Below are 22,259 nucleotides of genomic sequence, written 5' to 3'. Positions count from 1 at the left end.
TACCTACCGGTTTGCCAAAGAGGACCGCAAGCGCTGGCCCGAGATCCTGCAGGCCGGCACCCCGGAGCGCCCCTACTACACCAACTCGTCGCAGCTGCCGGTAGGCTTCACCGACGATCCTTTCGAGGCGCTGGCCCGCCAGGAGCCGCTACAGCAGAAATATACCGGCGGCACCGTGCTGCATCTCTACATGAACGAGCGCATCAGCAGCACCGAGGCCTGCCGGCGACTGGTGCGGCGTTCCCTGGAGCGGTTCCGCTTGCCTTACATCACCATCACCCCGACCTTCTCAATCTGCCCGACCCACGGTTACCTCAGCGGCGAACACGAGTTCTGCCCGAAGTGCGACGAGGAGGCGATCGCCCACAAACAACAGGAGCAACACAGCCATGTCCACCAATAAGATCGAACTGAAAGACGAAGAGAGAACCCGCTGCGAAGTCTGGACCCGAGTCATGGGCTACCACCGTCCAGTAGCCGCCTTCAACCCGGGCAAAAAGTCGGAACATGCCGACCGTGTCTGTTTCCGGGAACAACCGCAACAAACAGCTGATGTCCGGATCTGAACTCACCCTCCGGGTGGGCGGCTGACGCCGCTCACCACCGTGGACTACCCGGGGGAGCTGGCGGCGGTGATCTTCTGCCAAGGTTGCCCCTGGCGCTGCCACTACTGCCACAACCCGGACCTTCTGCCACGCCAGGGCGAGCAGCAGATCCCGTGGGATCAGATTCTCGCCTTTCTGCAGACCCGCCGGGGCCTGCTGGATGCGGTGGTCTTCAGTGGTGGCGAGCCGACCCTGCAGCGAGGGCTGCCGGATGCTATTGGGCAGGTGAAGGCGATGGGCTTCAAGGTAGGGTTGCATAGCGCTGGCCCCTATCCTGAACGGCTGCGGGAACTGCTGCCACTGCTCGACTGGATCGGGCTGGATATCAAGTCCTTGCCGGAAGATTATGCTGGACTGACCGGGGTCAGGCGGAGTGGTGAGCGGGCTTGGGAGAGTGCAGCTCTAGTGATCGAGAGCGGCCTGCCGCATCAGATCCGCACCACCCTGGATCCGGCCCTGTTCACTGAAGCCAAGCAGCAGAGCTGTTAGAAAGACTGCGGCAGCTCGGCCCGCTCAAGCACTCTTTTCAGGTCTGTAACCCTGTGGTGTCGATATAAACAGGTGGGTGCTCAAGTGGACTCCCCGGCCAACTGCTCAGTGAATTCGCTGGCGGGTTTTGGCTTGCTGAAGTGATAGCCCTGCAGATAGTCACAGCCAATATCGTCAAGGAACTTGGCCTGCTCAGCGGTTTCGACTCCCTCCGCGATCAGTTTCAGCTCCAGGCTTTGGGCGATGGCGACGATCGCCTCCACCAGCGAGGCATCCTCCTGGTCATCGGGCAGGTCGCTGACAAAAGCGCGGTCGATCTTCAGGACATCCACCGGGAAACGCTTTAGATAACTGAGCGAAGAGTAACCGGTGCCGAAGTCGTCGATCGCCAGCGCCACTCCTAGTGCCTTGAACGACTCCAGCCAGGTGACTGCCTCTTCGGTATCCTCCATCAACAGGCTCTCGGTCATCTCCAGGGTCAGCAGGCTGCTGTCGAGGCCGGTCTCCTGCAGGATCAATTCGAGTAGTTTGGCGGAGAGCCCCAGCTCCCGCTGGCGGCTGGAGATATTGACCGCGATCTTCAAGCCCGGCTGCTGGGCCTGCCAGAGTGCTGCCTGGCGGCAGGCGGTGCTCATTACCCATACGCCGATCGGGCCGATCAGCCCGGTCTCTTCAGCCAGAGGGATGAACTGGTCGGGTGGGATCAGCCCCTGATCGGGATGGTGCCAGCGCAGTAGCGCCTCCATGCTGACCAGCCTGCCATCTGTGGCACTCACCACCGGCTGATAGTGCAGCTCCAGCTCATTCCGCTCCGGGGCTCCGCGTAGATCCTGTTCCAGATGCTGACGGATGCTGACCTGCTCCTGCATCGCAGTGGTGAAGAACTGGTAGCGGTTGCGGCCGGTCTCCTTGGCGCGATACATCGCCATGTCGGCGTTGCGCAGCAGGGTGTCGGAGTCGCTGGCATCATCGGGAAACAGGGTGATGCCGATGCTGGCGCCGATGATGACCTCACGACCGGCCAGCAGAAAGTAGCGGGAGAGCTTTTCGATGACCTTGTCGGCAATCTGGGCGGCATCGTCGGCCCCGGAGATGTCCTGCAGCAGAATGATAAACTCGTCACCGCCGAAGCGCGCCACCGTGTCGCTCTCCCGCACGCAGGATTTCAGACGTTCAGCGGCATGTTGCAGCAGTTCATCGCCCATGACATGGCCAAAGGTGTCGTTGACGATCTTGAACTGGTCCAGGTCGACGAACAGCAGTGCCAGTTCCCACGCTTCACGTTCGGCCGAATTGATGGCATGGGTGAGTCGGTCGAGCAGCAGCGAGCGGTTGGGCAGACCGGTGAGGGCGTCGTAGTTGGCCTGAAAGCGGATCTGCTGTTCGCTCTCCTTGCGCTGGGTGATGTCGGAGAAGACGGCGATGTATTCCGAGACCGTTCCGTGTTCAGTACGGATGGCGGCGACCGAGAGCCACTCTGGGTAGATGCTGCCATCCTTGCGCCGGTTCCAGACTTCTCCCGACCAGGATCCCTGCTGTTTGACCGAGACCCACATCGCCTTGTAGAACGCCTGGTCGTGGCGGCCTGAGCTGAGCAGGCGCGGGTTTCGCCCGATGACCTCTTCTGCTTGATAGCCGGTGATACGGGTAAATGCCGGGTTGACGGTCTTGATGCGGTTGTCGGCATCGGTGACCATGATGCCTTCTGTGGTGGTTTCGAAGACCGTGGCATTCATGCGCAACTGCTCTTCAGCGCGTTTTTGGGCGGTGATGTCCTCTTTGACGGCGATGAAGTGGGTGATCTCGCCCCCCTCGTTACGTAGTGGAGAGATTGACGCGGACTCCCAATAAATCGTGCCGTCCTTGCGTTTGTTGTGGAAGGCGCCACGCCACTCCCGACCGGCTTTGATGGTCTCCCAGAGCTCTTTGTAATCCTCGCGGGATTTGTCACCGCTCTTGAGTATTCTCGGGTTCTTTCCGATCGCCTCCTCAGAGGAGTAGCCGGATATCTGCTCGAACTTGGGGTTGACGTACTCGATGGTGCCCTCGGTATCGGTGATCAGGACCGATGCCGGGCTCTGCTCCAGGGCGCGGCTCAGCTTACGCAGCTCCAGCTCAGCCCTTTTCGTTTCTGTGATGTCGGTGCGTACACAGACTAGCCCCCCCTCCGAGGTGGGATTGTTGCTCGCCAGATACCATTTTCCCTGATCCAGGCGCTCCATGAAGAGATGGAGCGGCAGCTGTTCATGGATGGGCTGGCCATCCATATCGGCCTGTTGTAACTGCGAGCCGTTCTGCTCCTGGATGGTGGTTAGTGCCAGACCTTGGGTGAGCTGTTTGCCAAGCCAGGGGTAGAACATACGGTAGCGTTGATTGTGCAGCACCAGTCGTCCTTTAGCATCGAACAGGGCGAATGCCTCGGAGAGACTCTCGACGCCATCGTGCAGATGCTTCAGCGCGGTCTCTGCGGTCAGCCGGGCCCGTTCAAGTTTGCTCAGCAGCCACCACAGGCTGGTCAGTAGCACGGTTAGCGCCAGCGCCAGCAGCATGCTGATCTGCTGAGTGTGTTGCCGGTCGCCGGTGCGATGTAGTTCATAGACATCGTGCAGATAGTCAAAGCGCTGCTGAGTCTGGATGGCGATGAAGCGTTGTTTCAAACGGTTGAGTCGTGACAATCCCTTGAGGATGGCTCGCATGTGAAACAGAATGTTGCGCAGGACTTTCTGCGGCTCCCCTTGGGCTTCTGTCTGCTGTTGCAGCCTGTCGATCTGCTGCTCGATCTGCTGTAGCCGGGTCGTGCTAGAGATGAGGTAGTAGATGTAGAGCTGATTGAGCAGCTGCAGAACCTCCTGGTAGTGCTTGCTATTGGTGGCCTCCAAGCCTTTGGCCGCCAGCGGCAGATAGTGAATGCCGTTGCGCACCACGGCGGCCTCTGACTTGATACGCTCAAGTAGTTGCAGCTTCTCTTGCATCGACTCCCAATAGGCGTCGAGGGCACCATCCACCAGCTGATCCATGCTGCCGTAGAAGCCTTTCGATGGTGACCCGAGTCTCTCCTTGAGGCGGCGCAGTCGGTTGGTGGTCTCCACCAGGGGATCATACTGAACCAACAGGAAGGAGGTGATCCGCAAAACATCCCGATCGAGACGGGCATCGAGCTCCTTCAATTCCAGCAGCATATTAGATTGCTGAGCATGGTGCTGGGCGCCGCCGTTCCAGCTGGCGGCATAGAAGATAAGGATGCTTGCGATGATCAGCAGGCCCGCCAGCATCCAGCGTGAAGCAGGACGAACTGGCATCATGGGTGCAACCTGGGGTGGTTGCCCACCAGGGTGTGGAGAAAGGCAACGATTGCCTGCACATCCTTTGGTGGGATCTCCCGACCCAGCTGGTAGAGCCCCATGATCCTGACCGCCTCCTCCAGGGTCTTGGCGCTGCCATCATGGAAATAGGGTGGGTTGATCGCTGTCAGCCGCAGACAGGGCACCCGGAACAGGTGTTTGTCCTCCTCCAGGCCGGTGATATTGAAACGCCCCATGTCTGCCTGGGTAAGTGGTGTGCCGCGGTCGGCAAAGTAGTCCCCCATCGCCCCCATGTAGCCATACATGTTACCGCCGACGTTCATGCCTTGGTGGCAGCTGATGCAGCCGTAGTCTTTGAACAGCAGATAGCCTTGTAACTCATGTTCACTCAATGCCTTCTCGTCACCGCGTAGCCACTGGTCGAAGCGGGAGTTGAAGGTGATCAGCGAGCGTTCAAAGGTGGCAATGGCATCTTTGATGTTGGCTGAGGTGATGCCGTCGGGGTAGCTCTTCTTGAAGGTGCGCGATAGTTTGGGGTCGGCCTGCAGTTTTTTGATCACATTCGGCCAGCTGCTACCCATCTCCAGCGGATTGTGCACCGGTCCCTCTATCTGCTCCTCCAAAGTAGCGGCGCGCCCATCCCAGAACTGGACAAAGTGGAAACCGCTGTTGAAGACCGTGGGGGCCTTGATCCCGCCCAGCTGACCGTTGATGCCGGAAGATGTGGCGCGATGGTCNCTGCCGCCGGTAGCCAGGTTGTGGCAGTGGGCGCAGCTGATGGTGTTGTTGCCGGAGAGGCGTGTGTCGTGGAACAGGAGATCCCCCAGCGCGACCTTGTCGGGATTCAGATCGATCGTTAGGGGTAGAGGGCGGATCGGTTCGTTGCGGTCAGACCCGATAGCAGGGGTGCCGGACACCATCAGGATGAACAGTGGCAGGATCACGCTTTTTAATCGATTGAATCTGCAGGTAGCCATGGTGATTGATGGAGCCTGGGCGTTTTTATTCGGCTGGTTGCGAAGCAGAATGTGAATGTAAATCCATTTAACAGCCGGTTAGCGGTTTAATGAAGACCTTGGCGTTGCGCTGATAATTGTAGAGCGCCTGACGCTGCATCGGCAGTGTCTGGATCTCGGCCGCCTCGAAGCCCCGCTCGCGGAACCAGTGGGCGGTCCGGGTGGTGAGGATGAAAAGTTGATGGATATTTTGCGCCGCTGCCATTTTCTCCATCTGTTCGAGCAGCCGATCGCCGCGACCGCCGTCCCGGTAGTCGGGGTGTACCACGACGCAGGCCAGCTCCGCCATCGATTCCTTCGGATAGGGGTAGAGCGCGGCGCAGGCGACGATCATGCCGTCTCGCTCCATCACGGTAAAGTGGTCGATCTCGGTCTCCAGCAGCTCCCGCGAGCGCCGCACCAGAGTGCCGTTGGCCTCCAGTGGCTCGATCAACTCGAGCAGGCCGCCGACATCGTCGATCTGGGCGGTACGGGTCGTCTCGTAGGGTTTCGCGGTGATCAGGGTGCCCACGCCGTCGCGGGTGAAAAGCTCTTTCAGTAGCGCGCCGTCGAGCTGCCGCTCAAGCAGATGGATGCGTTTGACCCCGCTGCGACAGGCGCTCACCGCTCCCCGCAGGTGTTGGCAGAGATCCTCCGCCAGCGGCCCCTGTTGCGCCAGCAGGGTGTCGATCTGCCGCGGGATCGCATGGGTGATTGCTCTGCCGTCGGTATCACTCAGCCCCTGGCCCTCCACCAGGCTGATCAGCTTGTCGGCGCCTAGGGCGATGGCCACCGAGGCGGCCACGTCGGCGGCGCTCAGGTTAAACACCTCGCCGGTGGGGGAGTAGCCGATCGGTGGTACGATGGCGATGGCGCCGCTGTTGAGGCGCTGCTGGATTGCCTCCGCATCGACCCGCCGCACCTCGCCGGTGTGGCAGTAGTCGACTCCGTCGCGCACCCCGATCGGCCGGGCGGTGACGAAGTTGCCAGAGGCGGCGCAGATGCGAGCCCCGGCCATCGGTGAGTTGGCCAGCCCCATCGAAAGCAATGCCTCGATCTCCACCCGCACTGTCCCGGCGGCCTCCTTGACACAGGTCAGCGCCGCATCGTCAGTGACCCGTAGGCCGTTGATGTAGTGCAGCTGGGTACCTTGCGCCTGCAGCCGCTGTTCGATCTGCGGGCGGGCGCCGTGCACCAGCACCAGACGGATACCCAGCCCGTGCAGCAGGGCGATGTCGTGGATCAGATCGGCAAAGCCGCTACTGGCCACCGCCTCGCCGCCGAAACTGATGACAAAGGTGCGACCCCGGTGGGCATGGATATAAGGGGAGGAGCCGCGGAACCAGGCGATAAAGGGGTCTGATTGTGGGGATCTCTCGGCCATTGGCGTAACAGCTTGTCTATAAACAGAATCTTCCGATCAGCGACTCTATCAGTTTGATCGCTGGGGCGATATGTTCAAGCGGCAGATACTCATCCGGCTGGTGTGCCTGAGCGATATGGCCGGGGCCGCAGATCACTGTTTCCATGCCCATGCTGTTGAGATAGGGGCCCTCGGTGCCGAAGGCGACTGCGCCGGCGCTTTGCCCCGTCAGGCTCTCCACCGCCCGGACTATGGCCGCCTGGGCCGGGGTCTCCAGCGCAGGGATGCCGTCGAACACCGGCTCGAGCTGCCACTGCAGCTCGCTGCCGGCGAGCAGCCGCTCCAGCCGCTGCGACAACTCGCCGCGCAGTTCACCAAGTTGCATGCCGGGCAGCGGGCGCAGATCGAACTGCAGTTCACATTGGCCGCAGATGCGGTTGGGGTTGTCGCCGCCGTGGATGTGGCCCAGGTTGAGAGTGGGCACCGGCACGGCGAAGGCGGGGTTGTGGTAGCGCTGCTGTAACTCGCTGCGCCAGGCCATCACCTCGCCGATCACTTTGTGCATCCCCTCCAGGGCGTTGACCCCCAGGGCTGGGTCGCTGGAGTGGCCGGAGCGGCCGGTGAGGCGCACCGACTCCATCGAGATCCCCTTGTGCATGCGCACCGGTTTGAGCCCGGTAGGCTCGCCAATGATGGCGTGGCGTCCCAGCTGGCGATGCAGCTCGACCAGCGCCTTGGCACCGCACATGGTGCTCTCTTCGTCGGCGGTGGCGATGATCGTCAGCGGCTGCTTCAGCCGCTCCAGTGGGACCTGCTTCAGCGCCTCGATCACCACCGCAAAGAAGCCTTTCATGTCGCAGCTGCCGAGGCCATAGAGGCGGCCGTGGCTCTCGCTGATCTTGAGTGGATCCCGGTTCCATTTGCCCTCGTCGAAGGGCACGGTGTCGGTGTGGCCGGAGATCACTAGTCCCTCTGGGCCGGAGCCGCGGCTGGCGATCAGGTTGAATTTACCGTCACAACCCGGCACCGGCAGGATCTCGATCTGGAAGCCAAGAGGTTCGAGCCAGCCGCTGAGGTGTTCGATCACCTGCTGGTTGCCCATATCCCACTCGGGGTTGACGCTGCTGACCGAGGGGGCTGCGATCAGCGCCCGGGCCAATTCGATGAATTTGGGTGTGGTCATGGGTTGATTCTGGAAGGCCAGTCCCACGCATGCAAGCCAAAAAGGTATGCTTTGCTCTTTTGCATAGGGAGAGCGGGGCATGCGGATGCACTACGAAGAGATTGAGCTGAGCACCGGCACAGGGGTGGCACTGCACGATATCACGCTGCAGTTGCAGGATCTGTTGGCGCGCCAGGGCCTGCAAAATGGCTTTCTGCTGGTGTCGAGCCAGCACACCACCACCGCGCTCACTATCAACGAAAACGAGTCGCGCCTGCTCGATGATCTGCGGCTGTTTCTGCATCGTCTCGCGCCGCCGGGGGATGCCTATCTGCACAATGACATCCATCTGCGCGATTGCCCGCCGGGTGAGCCAAAGAATGCCCATGCCCATCTCGGTGCGATGATGCTCGGCTCCAGCGAGGCGATCCCGGTGGAGCAGGGTCAGCTGGTGCTGGGGGAGTGGCAATCGCTGATGCTGGTGGAACTGGATGGTCCGCGGGAACGCAGAGTGGCGGTGCGGCTGGTGGGAGAGTGATCCCGATGTTGGATTGGCGCGATGCCGACGCCTATAGGTTTGCGACTGAACTCGATGCCGGCGGCTGGGCCTGGGAGTTCCTGCGCCGCAACCCTGACTATCAACAGGAGTGGCAGGCGTTCATCACTACCTGGCGGGCGCTGGAAGCAGAATATGGGCGGGCGCCGAACCGCGATTTCTGTGCCTGGAAGCTCGATCCACGCGCCTGGCTGGCGGCGGCTGAGTGTGAGGAGGGCGACTGCCGTATCGACGGCGACAAGGTGTTGATCGAGTGCGCCTGGGCGCCCGTTGGGGTTTCTATAAATTCCCGCCGGATCCGGCGGCCGACGCGGTGGTGCAGCAGGAGCGGCTCGCCTGGAGGGCGGTCGAACTGCCCACTCACCTGCAGTCAGCAGATGAGCGACCGGACTCGGGTCAGGTGGCGCTGGTGTTCGATCTGCAGCTGCCGCTGGCCGCTCAGCTCGAGCAGGCCAAACGTCTGCTGCAGATCGAACAGCGCCGGCAGATCAAAAAAGCAAGCCTGTTGCCGCCACGTATCGCCGCCCATGGTCCTCGTTTGACCCGGATGCTGCAGCTGCTCGACGGGGCTCAGGCAGGTGCGGAGCCATCCCGCATGGTGCAGGTTCTTGGCTTTGATTCCGTAGAGGCGTTGGATCACGCCCTGGAGGAGGCGAAGCAGCTCCGCGACGGCGGCTATCGTCGCCTGCTACTGCTCGATTGAGCTAGGCCCTTGCGTAGTGGACAACTCTCTGTTTTGCTATGGATAAGCCTCCGCGACGCTACTGATCAGATAAATCAAAGAAGGATCTCAATGCCATGCGGCAGTTTATCCGTCACCCGTCGACTATCCCGATCCATTACCAGCTGCAAGAGGTGGTGGGGGACAGCAAGGAGTATCTGCGCAATATCAGCGAGGGGGGCTCTGTTTCATCTCGCACTCAAAGGTTGAACTCGGTGTGATGATCGACATCAGTATTCCGCTGGTCGACCCGCGCTTCCATGCTGCCGGTATGGTCGTCTGGTGTCACGAGAAACCGGGGGGCTTTGAGGTGGGTGTGCATTTTGACAATCCGCGGGTTGAATTCGCGGTACGCATGGTGGAGCAGGTCTGTCAGATCGAGCAGTATAAACAGCAGATACTCGAGCAGGATGGACGGAAACTTTCCGGTGAGGAGGCGGCAATGGAGTGGATCGAGAACTTCGCCGACCGCTTTCCTCGCTGAGTTTGAGATTTACTGACCCGACCTTAACGAATATGGAGGCGAGCTGTCGCGTATGAAGCCGTTTCCCTTTGCACTGGCCCAGGGTGAGAATCTAGAGGATCTGCTCGACTCCTGTCTGGCGCAGCTCGGCTCGCTGCCAGCGGATGCCAATCTGGGCTTTCTCTACGCCACCGACCAGCTGGCGCGACAACTGGCGGATCTGGTTTCGGCGCTGCGCCAGGCCTATCCGCGGGTGCACTGGGTCGGCACCTTGGGGGGTGGTATCTGCGCCGGCAGCCAGGAGATCTACGAAACCGCGGCGGTGGCGGTGATGGTCGGTAGCTTCCCAGTCGCCAATTTTGGTCTGCTCAGAGAGACCCCGCGGGGGCCAGTCAGCCGGATGGATCCCCCCGCATGGTTGCTTGATGCTGAGCCGCTGTTCGCTCTGCTGCACGCCGATCCCTCTAACCCCGAGACCGCCGTCTGGCTGCAGACGCTGGCGCAGCATCCTGATCGCCCCTTCATCAATGGCGGTATCACCTCTTCGCAAGGGGCACAGCTGCAGGTCTTCGACGGGGTGATCAGTGGTGGTATCTCCGGGGTGCTGTTTGGCAGCGAAGTGGAACTGATCACCGACCACACTCAGGGCTGTTCGCCGATCGGGCCGGTGCATCAGTTGAGCCACAGCGATGAGAATCTGCTGATTAGCATCGATGAGCGTCCAGCGCTGGAGGTGATGCGCGAGGAGATGGGTGAGGTGCTGTCACGGGATCTGCAGCGGGCCGGCGGCTATATTTTTGCCGCCCTGCCGATCAGCGGCTCCGACAGCGGCGACTATCTGGTGCGCAATTTGATCGGGGTCGATGAGGTGAGCGGCGTGATTGCGGTGGGTGATTACCTGCAGGATCAGCAGCACATCATGTTCTGCCGGCGCGACGGCAACAGTGCGCGTCAGGATATGCAGCGCATGCTTGACCGGCTGAAGCGGCGGCTCATCGGGCGGCAGATCCGTGGCGGTATCTATGTCTCCTGCCTGGGGCGCGGGCGCTACCAGTTTGGCCCCGGTTCGGAGGAGCTTGGGATGATCAGCGCGAGCCTTGGGCCGTTCCCACTGGTGGGCTTCTTTGCCAATGGCGAACTCTACAACGGGCGAATCTACGGTTATACCGGGGTGCTGACACTGTTTCTGTGAGGCTCCCTCAGTGGATGCGAGGTGGTTGATGTTAAAAAGTTTCTGGCTGCTGGGTGGGCTTCTGCTGCTGGCCGCCTGCTCTGAAAACGATACGATGCAAGTGGAGTATTTCGGCTACCAGGATTGCAAACGCAAGCTGGCGGCGAAGTATGAAAAACAGGGTAGCCAGCCGGCGGCAGCAGATATGAAGGCGAAGGCCGAGTGCAAGAGGCAGTTCAAGCGCTAGCGGCTCAGAAGCCAGCCATTTGGATGACATGATAGGCGGGTTGTTCATAGGGGTGGGTTCGTAGCAGCTCATCGATCACAGCCTTAATTCGTTCTTCGGCACAGATCATCTCCACCTTGTATTCAATTAGTTGCTCGGTCCTGCCTGTTTCCCCAACGAATGGGCGGCTGCCCGCCAATGGCCGGAACTGGCCGCGCCCCTCAGTCTCCCAGGCGCAACGGTCGTAGCCGGCAAGGCGCCCGGCACCCTTGTCGAACAGTGCCTGCTTGAGGCTTTCCAAGTGGCTCTCGGGGACATAGAAGGCGAGCAGGTACATAGGGTCGATCTCCAGAGCAATGTCTTTTCGCAGTATATCGGCAGGTGCCGGTACGGCAATCGGTCGATGCGGAAATCCTCTGCCATCTCCTGTGTTTCTTCCGGTGCAAATTCCCTAAGATTGTGAAACTTCTGTATGAATCGAGAGGCCAGCCAGAGCGATGTCCGCCCGCGCAGCAAAAACCGTGCAACCCGCCAGCCAGGCGGTGCTGAAAAAACACTATCTCACCGGTCTGCGGCAGCGCTTCAAGTGGGAGATCAATCGCATGACCAGCGGCGCCATGGGGGAGTTGCTGGCGGAGCGGCCCGATGCGGCCAATCTCAGCTTCCTGATGAGCTACCTCTATGGTTACCACTGGCTACGGCACAATGTTCATCCCAGCTATCTGGCTGATCTGCTGGTTCCGTTTCGTCGCTCTCGTGGCTTTCTGATGGATCTGCTGCTGGAGTCTGAAGATGCCGAGGCCTTTGTCCGGGGCTATATCGACCACTGGTTGCAGGCGCCTGCCGATGCGCCGGTACAGCGGGCGCAGCTGCTGGCGTTGCTGGAGTCTGCTGATGGTGATCCGGAGCGGTTGACCGCGCGGGTGGTGCGGCTCTGGCAGGGGCTGGGGTTGTTAACGGAGAGCTACAAGCTCGCCTACAGTGGTCTGGCGCGAGAGGAGCGGCAGCGCTATGGCGAGATGCTGAATGAGGCGGATCGTGAGCGGTTGGCACTGCTGGATGGGCTGCCCGATCCAGGTGGTGAGACGCGTTTTGCCAAGCTGGGGCTGATCCCGGCGATGGGCTGCCCACAGACCTGTCGCCACTGCATGTTCATCTGGCGGCCACCGGTGAAGCAGCAGCTGGAACCGCAGTCGCTCTACCAACTGGTGGATGGTCTGACCGAGAGTGTGCTCTTCACCGGTGGCGATCTGACCCGTCATCTCGACCATTTCTATGCGGCGATCCGCAGTATGCGTCATATCCGCCAGTTTGCGATCCTGCTCAATGGCGACTTCGCGGACAACCGGGCAAGTACCGAACGGGTGTTCAAAGCGATGCAGCGAGCCCTGAAGGATCGCCCCGTCCATTGGCCCGATGCGAGTCTGCTGCTGCAGATCAGCTTCGACGAATTTCATCAGGAGGTGGTGGTCGACAAGCGGGGGGCGCTGAAGGAGCGTATCCCGGTGGCGAAGATCGCCAATATCGTCGAGACCGCACCCCACTTCAAACGGATCCAGCTCTGTCTGCTGCATAAGCAGACCAGCCTCAACTTCTCCATGGAGCTATTTCAGAAAGGGGTGTTCGGGCGTCTGCTTGAGGAGTTGAGGGAGCGGGGGCAGCAGGTGCAGCTGCTCTCTTCGGCGCCGTCGCCGCGGCTCAAGCGCAATCCGTTGGATAGCAGCCAGCAGGGGCAGCTGATCAAGGATGCGAGTTTTGTTTTGGCCCGTCATCCACAGCGCCCGATCTTGCTCACCAGCTCGACCATCGATGCCTATGGCCGGGCGGAACTGCTGGAGGCGGGGGAGTTCGTGAAGGAGCATGATCTGCTGCAGCAGGTATTGCAGAGTGGCCCACCGCCGGGGGAGAGCTTCGATACCGATCTGATGTTCTGGTTCAATGGCTGGGTGACCCTGTTCAACGCGGTGCACATCAGTCTGGGGAATCTGCAGCAAGAGGGGGCGGAACGGATTCTGGCGCGTCATCGGAAGGATCCGCTCAGCGCTGCGCTGCAGCGTTTCGACCGACGGCTGCTGGAGTACTACGCTGAGATCCGTGATGATCTGCAGCCGCTAATCGACAAGGCGACCGGGCCGCACCATCTGTTCCACATGCTCACCGAGCAGGCTGAGGCGCGGCTGCATCTGACGCGGCGGTTGCTCGGGCATTAATCGGTTAGCCAATCCAACGCTGCCGGCGGGCATGGCCCGCCCTACGTGGCTAAATATTGCCTATAGGGCGTCCCGTGGGCGCCAAATCTGAGGGCTCAATGGGTGTGGGGTGTGACACCTGCCGCGCTGAGGAACTTGCGCAGGTTGCGCACACTCTCCTTGGTCAGGGCGGCGCTGTGGTGGGGGCGGTGCAGGGTCTCTTCCAGGCCGTTGAGCAGCACCCGCAGGCGGGCGCCGTGGGACTCTTCCAGCTCGGCCCCTGCTGCCTTCAATAGCGATTCGATCTCACGCCAGTGGATATTGGCGCTGACTGGATCGTGGAAGATGGCCGCGAGGGTGTGTTGCTGTTTGTGATTCATGATGGGAGAGGCTATTTGAAGAGATCCTCAGCCGCGTTGAGCAGGGCCTCTGCTGAAGCGGCTGTCGTTGTGGCGGCCTCGCGGTCGGCAGGCTTGAAGTAGTCGCAAAAGTTGGCCCGTTCTTTCTCCGTCACCTGCTCTGCGATCGGTTCCAGGCAATCATTGTGTCGGCCGGGTGTGTAGAAGCGGCAGTTTTTGCAAACGTGGGTGTAGCGGTTGCATGCTGGACAGGTGGATTCCCGCCGGTAATCCAAAGCCTGTAAGGGCTGGTTGCAGTGCCAACAGTTTCCGGAGGCTTCGCTATCCATCGCTATGCGCCGATAGATGCGGCTTGTTTCGCTTCCGGCGGGCGATGCCGAGCCCGGCAATGCCCAGACTGAACAGCAATATCGCAGAAGGTTCCGCCGCCGGTGTGGGGGGGGGCACGATCGGATCGTGGCCAGTGAGCAGAAAATAAGTGTCGTTGGTGGGAACGGTGTAGCCGCCGGAGGTGCCAATCTCGTCGCCGATCATACCGTCCAGGCCGACCGTGCCGATCCGGGTCCAGTGCATGGCGAACTGGGCGGGATCGGCCTGCAGCGCGATCCAGTAGTCACCGGGGCCGAGCAGCCAGTCACTGAGGGTGAGCGAGTAGCTGCGCTGAATGTCGCTGCCAAAGATGCCGGTGATCTCGATCAAGTCAATAGCGAAGGTGCCGCGAAACAGCTCAGTGCCGACACTGCCGGTAGCGTTGTTGTAGAGGGCAACCTGAACGGTTGGTGTCAGGGTCGATGCCTTGGTGATGGCGTTGAAGGTGAGTCCGTCCAGCAGGGTCTCGCTGCCGACGCTGAAGTCCATTGCGACAAACTTGTCGAGGAAAGAGAAGGTGTTGTCGCCAACGCTCCCTAGTTCCGCAGTGGAGCCGTTTTCATGCACCACATAGGCGTTTGCCTGAAGGCTCGCCAGGATCAGGGGGAGGAGTGCTAATGCCGCGATTTTTTTCATATTTTTATCTGTCCGTGTGCACTGTTCAGCTCAAACAGGATGCCTGTTCCTAAGGAACGAGACGATTTTGCGCCATGGATATTGTAGTGCAAAAGTGATCGACAGAGGATGAGTTTTTTAGGTCTGCTGTGTTGGGGGGCTGGCGTATAGGTTATGCTGGCGGTGCGTGAAGAATAAGATTCCTGTATCAATGGATGGAGCCGACGATGAAGATGAGATCCATTTTGTTCCCAGTGAGCGGTGTTACCTTGGGCCTGCTGATTATGGTAGCGCCCGTTGCAGCCGATTATTTCAAGTGTGTGGAGTCGGGCAGTTGTAGTGGACCGGTACTGTTGGATTCAACCAGCTGTCTGCAGGGGCGGGACTACCACATCAACATCAATGACCCAGGTAGTAGTGTGGTGGTGCTCTCGATTCATGGTGGCCGCATCGAGGCCAAGACCAGCCAGATCGCTCAGGCGCTAGCCGACCGTTATAGCTGGAGCCACTACGGATTTCAGGGGCACGGCCAGGCTGCCTGCCTCGATGGGCTGAGTAACTACCGCCGATTGCATATCACCTCCAGCCATTTTGATGAGACGAATGCCATTGCTCTGGTGGCAAGCCGCAGCCACAGCGTTGCCATCCACGGCTATAGCAGTCGTCGTGGTTACCCCACAGGCACCATCTGTGTGGGAGGGAGAAACAGCGCCCAGCGGGCCGCCTTTATCGACTATATCGAACAGAATCGGAGTGTTTTCGGTGAATATGAGCTGATTCCGGTGGATGCGACCAAGGCTGGTACAGGGGAGAGCTGTGACGGGTTGTCGGGACGTTCTCGTCGCAATATCGTCAACAAGAATGCCAGCGGCATGGGGCTCCAGATCGAGTTGCACAAGACCATGCGTTACGATCTGGTAGATCCGGAGCCGGAGTACGATGCACTGCGGGAGCTGTTTTATGGCGCGGTGCATCATGCCATAGCAAACGGCTAGGAGGCTGTGCCTTACCGCATCCTATGCTGTCTGAAAGAGTGAGCCAGGCATTCAGAGTGAAGTTAGCTTAATCTCGATGCGGCGGTTGTGGCTCAGTGCTTCCGGTGTGTCCCCTGTGTCGATAGGGTGGAACTCGCCGAAGCCGGCGGCGGTGAGGCGTCGCTGGGGGATGCCCTGGCTGGCCAGGTAGCGCACCACTGAGACTGCCCGTGCTGAGGAGAGCTCCCAGTTGGAGGGGAACTGCTCGGTGTGGATCGGTAGCCGGTCGGTGTGGCCGTCGATCCGTAGGATCCAGTTGATCTCTTTGGGGATGCGGGTTGCCACCTGCTTCAATGTGACCGCCAGTTTGGTCAGCTCCGCCTTGCCCTTGGCGCCCAGCCTGGCGGAGCCGGAGGCGAACAGCAGTTCCGATTGGAACAGGAAGCGGTCACCGACGATGCGCACCGCCGGGTTGTCGCCAAGTAGTGTGCGTAGTCGGCCGAAGAATTCCGAGCGATACTGCTCGAGTTGGTTGACCTGCCTCGCCAGTTCAATATTGAGTCGTTCGCCGAGACGTTTGATCTCGTTCTGCTGCGTCGTCTTCTCCTGTTCCGACAGCTTCAGTGCTGCGCTGATCTCCTGCAACTGGCTGCGCAGCAGGCCAATCTTCTGGCTCAGCGCGGCCACCTCGATCTGTGCCTCTTCGCTCAGCCGGCGCTCTTTGTTGATCGCCTCACGCTGCAGGCCAACTAGGGTGTTGAGGGCCTGGATGTTGATCTCTTTGTGTTGCAGCTGCTGTTGGGCCAGCAGGGTGCGCTCCTGCTGATCCGCCAGTTCCGCCTGCAGTGATTGGCCGCGATCGCGCAGCTGGCCCAACGCTTCGTCTTTCTGTTGTAGGTTGCTGGCGAGTTGGCCGACCTCCTGTTCGAGCTTTTGGCGCATCGCCTGCAGGGTGGCGATGTCCTGCTGCAGACTGGCGATGTTGAGCAGCTGCTGTTCGATCTGTTTTTGGTCGGCCTCGCCCTGGGTAGTCAGCTGGCCGATCTGGCTGGAGAGCTGAAACTTTTCGTCGGTGAGTTCACTGATCATACCGGAGAGTTGGTTGACATCCTGCTCCAGGCTGGCGCGCTGGGTGCGTTCCAGCCCCAGGTCGTGGCTGAGGGCGGCGATCTGCTGGTTGAGGTTAGCCAGCTCGCTCTCCTGATTGCTGAGAATCTGCGACAGCAGAAACTGGGCGAAGGTGAAGATCAGGATGACGAAGATGACCAGGATCAGCAGCGCGGAGAGGGCGTCCACATAGCCCGGCCAGACGTTGATCTGGTGTCGTGAGCGGCGTGCGCTGGTGAACATGGCTAGCTTCCGTTAGCTGTGGTGTCGTCCTCAGCTACACCCTTTTCATAGTGCGCCAGCAGTTGTCGCATCAGCTGGCGATCGGTCCGCATCTCCTGAATCAATAGATCGAACTGATCCTGGCGCCCCACTGGAACCTCAGTGCTGCGGCTCGCCTCTTCACTTATCGCATCGGGATCATCGATCAGCTGGGTGACGCCGGAGAGCCACTCCTCCAGGCCGTTGAAGAAGCGGTTCTGAGCGTGGCCGGCCTGGATGTCGAGAAACCCCAGCACCAGCGATCCGCCAAGGCCGAACAGGGAGGAGCTGAAGGCGGTTCCCATGCCGTCAAGGGGTTTGCGCAGCCCGGTTTTGAGTTCAGTGAAGACGGCGGCGAAGTCGTTGTTGCCGACGTCGAGGGCGCCGATCACCTGGCCCACCGCGGAGATGGTGCCGAGCAGTCCCCAGAAGGTGCCAAGCAGGCCAAGGAAGATCAGCAGGCCGATCATGTAGCGGGAGATCTCGCGGGACTCATCGAGGCGTTCGCGGATGCCGCCCAGCACGGTACGCAGTGACAGGGCGGAGAGGCGGAAACGGTCTTTGCGCAGTCCGGAGAGGTGTTTGGCCAGCGGCTTGAGCAGGCGCGGTTCGTCAGCTACCGAAATGCCGGACTGACCGGTACGGAACAGCTTGATCCAGTTGATCTCGGTTTCCAGCACCAGCACCTGGCGGAGGGTGATGCCGATTCCCACTAGCAGCAGGCTGAGGATCAGGGTGTTGAAGCCCCAGTTGGCCATGAAGGCGGATTTTAGTGGCAGGAAGAGCAGGCCGCAGACGACGCTCACCACCGCCAGGTAGATCCCCATCCAGAACAGGGAATGACGCGGATTGATCATAACGGTCCTTCAGTTGATTCGATCCTGGGGTAGTGCACAGCATATATCCCTGGGACCAAGAGTTAAACAGCGGCTGTCTGCCTGGCGCGTAGCCGGCCAGACTGCTTGTTACTTGAAGGGGATAACCACATCCGTGTGACAGTTCAGCCGACGATAACCCGATTGCGTCCCTGTGCCTTGGCATTGTTCAGGTGACTGTCGGCCCGTCTGAACATGCCATCTGATTTCTCGTCACTGGGTGAGTAGAGGGTGGCGCCAATACTCAATGTCACCCCGATTGATTCGAGATCGGTTTGTATCGGCGTTTCTGCCACCTTTGCGCGCAAACGTTCGGCAAGCTGGCCGACCTCCGCGATATTGTCGGCGTGGATCAGTGCGCCAAACTCCTCGCCTCCCCAGCGAAATACGGTATCTCCACCGCGCATCATGGCTTGCAGCATTTGTGCTACTGATTTCAGTACCAGATCACCGATGCTGTGGCCGTAGCGGTCGTTGATGGTCTTGAAGTTGTCGAGATCCATGAACAATAGGCCAAAGCCGGAGTTGTGGCGTTGCGAATGGGAGATCCGGCGGGCGAGCTCGCGATCAAACATGCGGCGATTGCCCAGGCGGGTCAGATTGTCTTCCACTGCCAGCTGGTAAACCTCCTGTTCGATGCAGTTGCCCAGAATCGTTGCCATCTCTTCCGAGGCCGCTTCAAGATCCATTAGATAGTGGCTGATATCCTGTGGTTGCTGGTTTTTTGCCTTGTCGAGGATGATCGCCATCAGATGGTGAAGGCGTTCGTGGGCCGCCAGCAGTCCTTCTTGAACATCCTCCGGAAATCGCCTGATGCCGCCTTTGTCGAGCCAGCGCCCTAACTCGCATTCGTGCGGGCTGATTGGCACTTCCTCCTGCTGCAGTGGTTCGCCAAGGGCCAGCGAATAGGCGCGCACCTTCCAGCGATAGTGGGCGATATAGGCCTTTACGATATCGTCCTGATCTATGTTGCCCAGAACGCTGCAGCTGCGGCTGATGCGGTTGATATCCTGTTGCGCAGCTTGGCGTAGCTTCTCCAGGGTGTGTTCCAGGTGGGCAACGGTTGCTTGGATCGATTGTGAGAGGTCGACGACTCGACAGAGCGAGCGGGCCAGATCCATCTGCTGCCAGGATTCGGCCAAGTGGATAAAAAACTGCCGGATCTGGCTGAGTGAACCGATGGCCTGGGATGGAGCGATGCCCTGTGCCAGCCAGTACAGCGCCTGTTGATATTGAGTGGCGTAAAAGGTTTGGTCGTATCTAGCGCAGACAAATGACTCGAAATAGCCGTCCATCAGGAGTTCAGGGCTATTCTCAGAGCAGCTGGTTTTTGTGTGCAGCCAGCTGGTGAATTCCGGGGTCCACTCGGTCAAGGCTTTCAGCAGCGGTTCTTTATGTTGAGCGATGATATTTTCATCCAGCCTGGAGAGTTCCACTAGTTCACTCAGTTGCTCAATGGATGTCATAGATCGTTCCTCTGATCGCTTCGGGTAACCCCCAGCTAACGTGAGGTATTTAAATGGCATCCATAATACCTACTGGATCGCTAAAAAAATGCTGGTAGTTGCCTTTGGATGTCTAGGGTTGTTCCCTATTTTAATTCGTGGAATATCCCGTCCCCCCCTTACTCTTGCCGTTGCCACACATCTCTGCAACGGTTGTTGGAGCAGTCGTAGTCGCGCCGCCGTTCTCCAGTGAACTTGATGGATATTGATATTTTTCAATGCCGATGCCGCGACAATTCCTTACCATTTTCGTCAACTATTAAATCGCGCTGACTCGCATGGCGGAGGATTGGATATGTCACAGCAAGAGAGACTGGAGAACCTGCCGATCTCATTTTTTTCCATGGTGATGGGAATGGCGGGACTGACGATTGCTTGGCAGAAGGCGCAGCATGTCTGGCAGTGGGAACTGCAGATCAACCCCTGGTTGGTGGGACTCACTAGTGGCTTGTTTCTGGTGCTGCTGGTGCTCTACGGCGCCAAACTGATCCGTCACCGCAAGGCAGTTCTGGCGGAGCTGAAAAATCCGGTAAAGCTGAATTTTTTTCCGGCGGTCTCCATCAGTCTGTTGCTGTTGTCGGTCTGTTTCCTGATGGTCAGCGAAGATATCAGCCGCCTATTGTGGATGACCGGCACGGCGTTGCACCTGCTCTTCACTCTCTATGTGGTGAATGTCTGGATTCACCATGAGCATTTTGAGGTGCATCATCTGAATCCGGCCTGGTTTATTCCGGCGGTGGGTAATGTGCTGGTGCCGGTGGCGGGTATGCCTCTCGGTTACGTGGATGTCTCCTGGTTCTTCTTCAGTGTCGGACTGTTGTTCTGGATGATCCTCCTGACGATCATTTTCTATCGCATCCTGTTTCATGACCCGCTACCGGCCAAGCTGATGCCGACCCTGTTTATCCTGATTGCACCGCCGGCGGTGGGTTTCGTGGCCTACATGAAACTGACCGGGGAGCTGGACAGCTTTGCCCGCATCCTCTACTACAGCGGCCTATTCCTGACGCTGTTGCTGTTTACCCAGGTGGGGCGTTTCACTCGGCTGCAGTTTTTTCTTAGCTTGGTGGGCCTATTCCTTTCCGGTGGCGGCGATCACTATCGCCAGCCTGCTGATGCATGAGCTGACCAACAGCATGATTTACCTCTATATCGGCAGCGGCCTGCTGTTGCTGCTGACCCTGATTGTCGGCCTGTTGTTGGTGCGTACCAGCCGGGCGGTGAGGATGAAAAAAATCTGTGTGCCGGAGTAGTGAAAATGCTTGCCAAGGGTTGAGCCTTTTCAATGTTCCTGGAGCCCTCTCCGGCGCCGTACACGGGCGTACAGATGCCGCGATTGCAGGATGCAATGAAACGTTCCATCCCCTTTGGTTACACGACGGCATGGATGCACCCCAAAGGAAGTGCCCTTGGGGTACAGGAGGTAGAGCGATGCTTGGAGCCAAAGTCGAGAGCAATGCATGGAGCCATTACCGAAGTAAAAATCGCATTTTTGCGCAGTAATCTGAATAGCTAAATCTCAGGAGTAGTAACATGAGAAAAACCATACTTACCCTCGCAAGCATTGTTTTGGCTGCCGGTGCCAGTGCCCTATGGGCTGCCCCCGAACCGGAAGACCCGACGAAACAGACTCCCTGGCACCTCTACGTCGATTCCGTGGAGGCGAATGCGATGAAGCAGAAACAGGGCGATCAGGTGCTGTTCGTCGATGTGCGTGATCCGGTGGAGATCATGTTCACCGGTTTTACTGATGTGGTGGATATCAATATCCCCTACAAGCTCGCCAACCGAAGCAAAAAGAACCCAAAGAAACCGGTCTTTTTGATGGAGACGAATGTCAATTTTGAGAAGCAGGTTGCCGCGGCGCTCGAGGCCCGAGGCCTGAGCAAGGAGGCGCCGGTGATCCTCATGTGCCGTTCCGGCGGCACTCGGGGCGCGCCCAGCGCCAAGATGCTGTGGGGCAAGGGTTACACGCAGGTCTATGTGGTCACCGATGGTTTTGAAGGTGGCAAGATCAAGTCGGGCGAGCGAAAAAACTGGCGTCTGAAAAACGGTTGGAAGAATGCTGGCCTACCCTGGTCCTACAAGCTCAATATGGAAAAGATGTACATGCCTTAGGGCGATTCATAATGGGTGGTCTGCTGGAGAATCAGGCACCTAAAAAAACCGTGCAATAGTGGGGAGAAGTCGGGGTGTTGGGCGATGTTGTTGTGAGTAGTGCCGGACAGCTGCACAGCTTCTACCCTGGCCGTCTTGAGGGCGGTAATCAGGGCCTGGGTGTTCACCGCTGGGACCACCTCATCCCGCTCGGCGTAGAGGATCAGGGTATCGGCGGTAATTGCCTCGGCCTTGTCGCTGGAGAGATAGCGATCCTTCAGCAGTAGCCGTACCGGAAACAGCGGGTAGGCGCGGGCGGCAACACTCTCCACGCTGTCGAAGGGGGTGATCAGCCCCAGTCTGGTGATCGGGCGTCGACTGGCGAGGTGGATGGCGATGGCGCTGCCGAGGCTGCGTCCCAGCAGTGAGATCTGGCGGTGTTTGGGCTGGATCTGGTCGTAGATCGCCTCGGAATCGGCGAGCAGGGCTGCCTCGGATGGACGACCTGGGTTGTTGCCATAGCCCCGGTAGGGGATCAGGTAGAGGCTCTTTCCGGCAAGGATCGNCTGAACTGGTCGATGTTGTATTCGATGTGTTCAGCGTTGCCGCCGAAGTAGAGGATCGCCTCGTCAGCTCCCGGGTTGATCAACCAGCCGTGCAGCGTCAGACCGTTGACCTCAATGGTGTAATTGGTCGGCACGGCGGCCGGTGAGGTTGCCCCGGTAAAGTAGAGCAGGGTGCGCTGATTGAGGTAGAGGTAGCCGGTAAGCAGAAGGTAGGCGGCTGCCAGCAATGCCAGAAGCTGTTTCATCGGAATAGGGCCGTTGCCGGTGATGCGGGGAAACCCAGGGGAGG

Annotated in this window: 26 protein-coding genes and 1 pseudogene; 15 read left to right on the top strand and 12 right to left on the bottom strand. The window is 59.4% G+C overall.

The annotated features are described in order from the left end of the window. The 3 genes from nrdD (RIFP1SYM_RS18625) to RIFP1SYM_RS10735 all read left to right on the top strand — a co-directional run. Positions 1-403 (top strand): anaerobic ribonucleoside-triphosphate reductase (gene nrdD, locus RIFP1SYM_RS18625; protein ID WP_039960315.1); only part of this gene is annotated, 403 nt, incomplete at its 5' end. Continuing rightward, positions 390-566, top strand: coding sequence for an anaerobic ribonucleoside-triphosphate reductase (gene nrdD, locus RIFP1SYM_RS18620; RefSeq protein WP_006475610.1), 177 nt, complete (start codon positions 390-392; stop codon positions 564-566). The genes nrdD (RIFP1SYM_RS18625) and nrdD (RIFP1SYM_RS18620), both read left to right, overlap by 14 nt. Before the next feature lie 39 nt (positions 567-605). After that, positions 606-1,094 carry an anaerobic ribonucleoside-triphosphate reductase activating protein gene (locus tag RIFP1SYM_RS10735; RefSeq protein WP_005964166.1) on the top strand — a complete coding sequence of 163 codons (489 nt, stop codon included), beginning with the start codon at positions 606-608 and terminating at the stop codon, positions 1,092-1,094. 80 nt (positions 1,095-1,174) lie between these two features. Here RIFP1SYM_RS10735 and RIFP1SYM_RS10730 read toward each other — a convergent pair whose 3' ends face one another. The 4 genes from RIFP1SYM_RS10730 to argE form a co-directional block, all read right to left on the bottom strand. Further along, on the bottom strand, positions 1,175-4,396 hold the full coding sequence (locus RIFP1SYM_RS10730; protein ID WP_005964163.1) for an EAL domain-containing protein: 3,222 nt from the start codon (positions 4,394-4,396) through the stop codon (positions 1,175-1,177). Continuing rightward, complete coding sequence (locus tag RIFP1SYM_RS10725; protein WP_476756440.1) at positions 4,393-5,316, bottom strand: cytochrome-c peroxidase; 924 nt, start codon at positions 5,314-5,316, stop codon at positions 4,393-4,395. The genes RIFP1SYM_RS10730 and RIFP1SYM_RS10725 overlap by 4 nt, the downstream gene beginning before the upstream one ends. A gap of 124 nt (positions 5,317-5,440) precedes the next feature. Next, positions 5,441-6,775 (bottom strand): amino-acid N-acetyltransferase, encoded by a 1,335-nt coding sequence (gene argA / locus RIFP1SYM_RS10720; RefSeq protein WP_005964157.1) that lies wholly within the window; start codon positions 6,773-6,775, stop codon positions 5,441-5,443. A gap of 16 nt (positions 6,776-6,791) precedes the next feature. Further along, complete coding sequence (gene argE / locus RIFP1SYM_RS10715) at positions 6,792-7,937, bottom strand: acetylornithine deacetylase (RefSeq protein WP_039960317.1); 1,146 nt, start codon at positions 7,935-7,937, stop codon at positions 6,792-6,794. Between the two features lie 79 nt (positions 7,938-8,016). Here argE and RIFP1SYM_RS10710 point away from each other — a divergent pair, with 79 nt between their 5' ends. From RIFP1SYM_RS10710 to RIFP1SYM_RS10690, 7 genes and pseudogenes are all read left to right on the top strand, one after another. Continuing rightward, entirely contained in the window at positions 8,017-8,454 is a 438-nt protein-coding gene (locus RIFP1SYM_RS10710) for a secondary thiamine-phosphate synthase enzyme YjbQ (RefSeq protein ID WP_005964151.1), read from the top strand. A gap of 5 nt (positions 8,455-8,459) precedes the next feature. Continuing rightward, positions 8,460-8,588, top strand: a pseudogene (locus RIFP1SYM_RS19025) (transcriptional regulator domain-containing protein); the annotation flags it as partial. Positions 8,589-8,725: 137 nt separating this feature from the next. After that, a complete protein-coding gene (locus RIFP1SYM_RS16475) occupies positions 8,726-9,175 on the top strand; it encodes a DUF2285 domain-containing protein (protein WP_005964148.1) in 450 nt (149 codons plus the stop codon). A gap of 95 nt (positions 9,176-9,270) precedes the next feature. After that, positions 9,271-9,414 (top strand): hypothetical protein, encoded by a 144-nt coding sequence (locus tag RIFP1SYM_RS18125; RefSeq protein WP_005964145.1) that lies wholly within the window; start codon positions 9,271-9,273, stop codon positions 9,412-9,414. Further along, positions 9,384-9,677: a PilZ domain-containing protein gene (locus RIFP1SYM_RS10700; protein WP_240992085.1), complete on the top strand. Its 294-nt coding sequence runs from the start codon at positions 9,384-9,386 to the stop codon at positions 9,675-9,677. The genes RIFP1SYM_RS18125 and RIFP1SYM_RS10700 overlap by 31 nt, the downstream gene beginning before the upstream one ends. 52 nt (positions 9,678-9,729) lie before the next feature. After that, the gene (locus RIFP1SYM_RS10695; RefSeq protein ID WP_005964140.1) at positions 9,730-10,848 is read left to right on the top strand and encodes an FIST signal transduction protein; all 1,119 of its coding nucleotides are present in this window, start codon (positions 9,730-9,732) and stop codon (positions 10,846-10,848) included. A gap of 28 nt (positions 10,849-10,876) precedes the next feature. Next, entirely contained in the window at positions 10,877-11,074 is a 198-nt protein-coding gene (locus RIFP1SYM_RS10690; RefSeq protein ID WP_006475618.1) for a hypothetical protein, read from the top strand. 4 nt (positions 11,075-11,078) lie between these two features. Here the strand turns inward: RIFP1SYM_RS10690 and RIFP1SYM_RS10685 are convergent, their stop codons facing one another. Then, positions 11,079-11,390: a YqfO family protein gene (locus RIFP1SYM_RS10685; protein WP_005964134.1), complete on the bottom strand. Its 312-nt coding sequence runs from the start codon at positions 11,388-11,390 to the stop codon at positions 11,079-11,081. A 160-nt stretch (positions 11,391-11,550) separates the two neighbouring features. On the opposite strand from RIFP1SYM_RS10685, the gene RIFP1SYM_RS10680 reads away from it, so the two are divergent. After that, positions 11,551-13,263 carry a radical SAM family protein gene (locus tag RIFP1SYM_RS10680; protein WP_005964131.1) on the top strand — a complete coding sequence of 571 codons (1,713 nt, stop codon included), beginning with the start codon at positions 11,551-11,553 and terminating at the stop codon, positions 13,261-13,263. A 95-nt stretch (positions 13,264-13,358) separates the two neighbouring features. Here the strand turns inward: RIFP1SYM_RS10680 and RIFP1SYM_RS10675 are convergent, their stop codons facing one another. The 3 genes from RIFP1SYM_RS10675 to RIFP1SYM_RS10665 all read right to left on the bottom strand — a co-directional run bounded on the left by RIFP1SYM_RS10675 (position 13,359) and on the right by RIFP1SYM_RS10665 (position 14,606). Continuing rightward, positions 13,359-13,622: a hypothetical protein gene (locus RIFP1SYM_RS10675; protein ID WP_005964128.1), complete on the bottom strand. Its 264-nt coding sequence runs from the start codon at positions 13,620-13,622 to the stop codon at positions 13,359-13,361. A gap of 11 nt (positions 13,623-13,633) precedes the next feature. Continuing rightward, positions 13,634-13,756, bottom strand: coding sequence for a hypothetical protein (locus RIFP1SYM_RS18615; protein WP_006475620.1), 123 nt, complete (start codon positions 13,754-13,756; stop codon positions 13,634-13,636). Positions 13,757-13,922: 166 nt separating this feature from the next. Further along, positions 13,923-14,606 (bottom strand): PEP-CTERM sorting domain-containing protein, encoded by a 684-nt coding sequence (locus tag RIFP1SYM_RS10665; protein WP_005964125.1) that lies wholly within the window; start codon positions 14,604-14,606, stop codon positions 13,923-13,925. A gap of 206 nt (positions 14,607-14,812) precedes the next feature. Here RIFP1SYM_RS10665 and RIFP1SYM_RS10660 point away from each other — a divergent pair, with 206 nt between their 5' ends. Next, positions 14,813-15,580, top strand: a complete 768-nt coding sequence (locus RIFP1SYM_RS10660; RefSeq protein ID WP_240991731.1) for a poly-gamma-glutamate hydrolase family protein — start codon at positions 14,813-14,815, stop codon at positions 15,578-15,580. A 51-nt stretch (positions 15,581-15,631) separates the two neighbouring features. Here RIFP1SYM_RS10660 and RIFP1SYM_RS10655 read toward each other — a convergent pair whose 3' ends face one another. The 3 genes from RIFP1SYM_RS10655 to RIFP1SYM_RS16470 all read right to left on the bottom strand — a co-directional run bounded on the left by RIFP1SYM_RS10655 (position 15,632) and on the right by RIFP1SYM_RS16470 (position 19,268). After that, positions 15,632-16,909 (bottom strand): peptidoglycan -binding protein, encoded by a 1,278-nt coding sequence (locus tag RIFP1SYM_RS10655; protein WP_005964118.1) that lies wholly within the window; start codon positions 16,907-16,909, stop codon positions 15,632-15,634. A gap of 2 nt (positions 16,910-16,911) precedes the next feature. Further along, a complete protein-coding gene (locus RIFP1SYM_RS10650; RefSeq protein WP_005964116.1) occupies positions 16,912-17,784 on the bottom strand; it encodes a hypothetical protein in 873 nt (290 codons plus the stop codon). A 143-nt stretch (positions 17,785-17,927) separates the two neighbouring features. Then, entirely contained in the window at positions 17,928-19,268 is a 1,341-nt protein-coding gene (locus RIFP1SYM_RS16470; protein WP_050798752.1) for a GGDEF domain-containing protein, read from the bottom strand. 334 nt (positions 19,269-19,602) lie between these two features. Between RIFP1SYM_RS16470 and RIFP1SYM_RS10640 the strand changes: the two genes are divergently transcribed. From RIFP1SYM_RS10640 to RIFP1SYM_RS10630, 3 genes are all read left to right on the top strand, one after another. Next, complete coding sequence (locus RIFP1SYM_RS10640) at positions 19,603-20,430, top strand: SLAC1 anion channel family protein (protein WP_476756439.1); 828 nt, start codon at positions 19,603-19,605, stop codon at positions 20,428-20,430. Beyond that, complete coding sequence (locus RIFP1SYM_RS19130) at positions 20,393-20,560, top strand: hypothetical protein (RefSeq protein ID WP_476756438.1); 168 nt, start codon at positions 20,393-20,395, stop codon at positions 20,558-20,560. The genes RIFP1SYM_RS10640 and RIFP1SYM_RS19130 overlap by 38 nt, the downstream gene beginning before the upstream one ends. A gap of 280 nt (positions 20,561-20,840) precedes the next feature. Further along, the gene (locus tag RIFP1SYM_RS10630) at positions 20,841-21,425 is read left to right on the top strand and encodes a rhodanese-like domain-containing protein (protein ID WP_005964106.1); all 585 of its coding nucleotides are present in this window, start codon (positions 20,841-20,843) and stop codon (positions 21,423-21,425) included. Here RIFP1SYM_RS10630 and RIFP1SYM_RS16465 read toward each other — a convergent pair. Next, positions 21,422-21,736 (bottom strand): alpha/beta hydrolase, encoded by a 315-nt coding sequence (locus RIFP1SYM_RS16465; RefSeq protein WP_005964104.1) that lies wholly within the window; start codon positions 21,734-21,736, stop codon positions 21,422-21,424. The two genes, RIFP1SYM_RS10630 and RIFP1SYM_RS16465, sit on opposite strands and share 4 nt — an antisense overlap. Between the last annotated feature and the right edge of the window lie 523 nt (positions 21,737-22,259).

Origin of the sequence: endosymbiont of Riftia pachyptila (vent Ph05), assembly GCF_000224455.1 — a bacterium.
GTDB classification, from domain to species: Bacteria; Pseudomonadota; Gammaproteobacteria; order Chromatiales; family Chromatiaceae; genus Endoriftia; species Endoriftia persephonae.
This window is presented reverse-complemented; position numbering and strand designations above follow the sequence as displayed.

Bases quoted from the DNA above. Each gene is read 5' to 3' on its own strand.
- RIFP1SYM_RS10655 (WP_005964118.1), bottom strand. From the start codon at position 16,909: ATGTTCACCAGCGCACGCCGCTCACGACACCAGATCAACGTCTGGCCG.
- RIFP1SYM_RS10650 (WP_005964116.1), bottom strand. From the start codon at position 17,784: ATGATCAATCCGCGTCATTCCCTGTTCTGGATGGGGATCTACCTGGCG.
- nrdD (WP_006475610.1), top strand. From the start codon at position 390: ATGTCCACCAATAAGATCGAACTGAAAGACGAAGAGAGAACCCGCTGC.
- RIFP1SYM_RS10660 (WP_240991731.1), top strand. From the start codon at position 14,813: ATGAAGATGAGATCCATTTTGTTCCCAGTGAGCGGTGTTACCTTGGGC.
- RIFP1SYM_RS16470 (WP_050798752.1), bottom strand. From the start codon at position 19,268: ATGACATCCATTGAGCAACTGAGTGAACTAGTGGAACTCTCCAGGCTG.
- RIFP1SYM_RS10710 (WP_005964151.1), top strand. From the start codon at position 8,017: ATGCGGATGCACTACGAAGAGATTGAGCTGAGCACCGGCACAGGGGTG.
- RIFP1SYM_RS10690 (WP_006475618.1), top strand. From the start codon at position 10,877: ATGTTAAAAAGTTTCTGGCTGCTGGGTGGGCTTCTGCTGCTGGCCGCC.
- RIFP1SYM_RS10630 (WP_005964106.1), top strand. From the start codon at position 20,841: ATGAGAAAAACCATACTTACCCTCGCAAGCATTGTTTTGGCTGCCGGT.
- RIFP1SYM_RS10695 (WP_005964140.1), top strand. From the start codon at position 9,730: ATGAAGCCGTTTCCCTTTGCACTGGCCCAGGGTGAGAATCTAGAGGAT.
- argA (WP_005964157.1), bottom strand. From the start codon at position 6,775: ATGGCCGAGAGATCCCCACAATCAGACCCCTTTATCGCCTGGTTCCGC.
- RIFP1SYM_RS10675 (WP_005964128.1), bottom strand. From the start codon at position 13,622: ATGAATCACAAACAGCAACACACCCTCGCGGCCATCTTCCACGATCCA.
- RIFP1SYM_RS10640 (WP_476756439.1), top strand. From the start codon at position 19,603: ATGTCACAGCAAGAGAGACTGGAGAACCTGCCGATCTCATTTTTTTCC.
- RIFP1SYM_RS10685 (WP_005964134.1), bottom strand. From the start codon at position 11,390: ATGTACCTGCTCGCCTTCTATGTCCCCGAGAGCCACTTGGAAAGCCTC.
- RIFP1SYM_RS10665 (WP_005964125.1), bottom strand. From the start codon at position 14,606: ATGAAAAAAATCGCGGCATTAGCACTCCTCCCCCTGATCCTGGCGAGC.
- RIFP1SYM_RS10680 (WP_005964131.1), top strand. From the start codon at position 11,551: ATGTCCGCCCGCGCAGCAAAAACCGTGCAACCCGCCAGCCAGGCGGTG.
- RIFP1SYM_RS18125 (WP_005964145.1), top strand. From the start codon at position 9,271: ATGCGGCAGTTTATCCGTCACCCGTCGACTATCCCGATCCATTACCAG.
- argE (WP_039960317.1), bottom strand. From the start codon at position 7,937: ATGACCACACCCAAATTCATCGAATTGGCCCGGGCGCTGATCGCAGCC.
- RIFP1SYM_RS10730 (WP_005964163.1), bottom strand. From the start codon at position 4,396: ATGATGCCAGTTCGTCCTGCTTCACGCTGGATGCTGGCGGGCCTGCTG.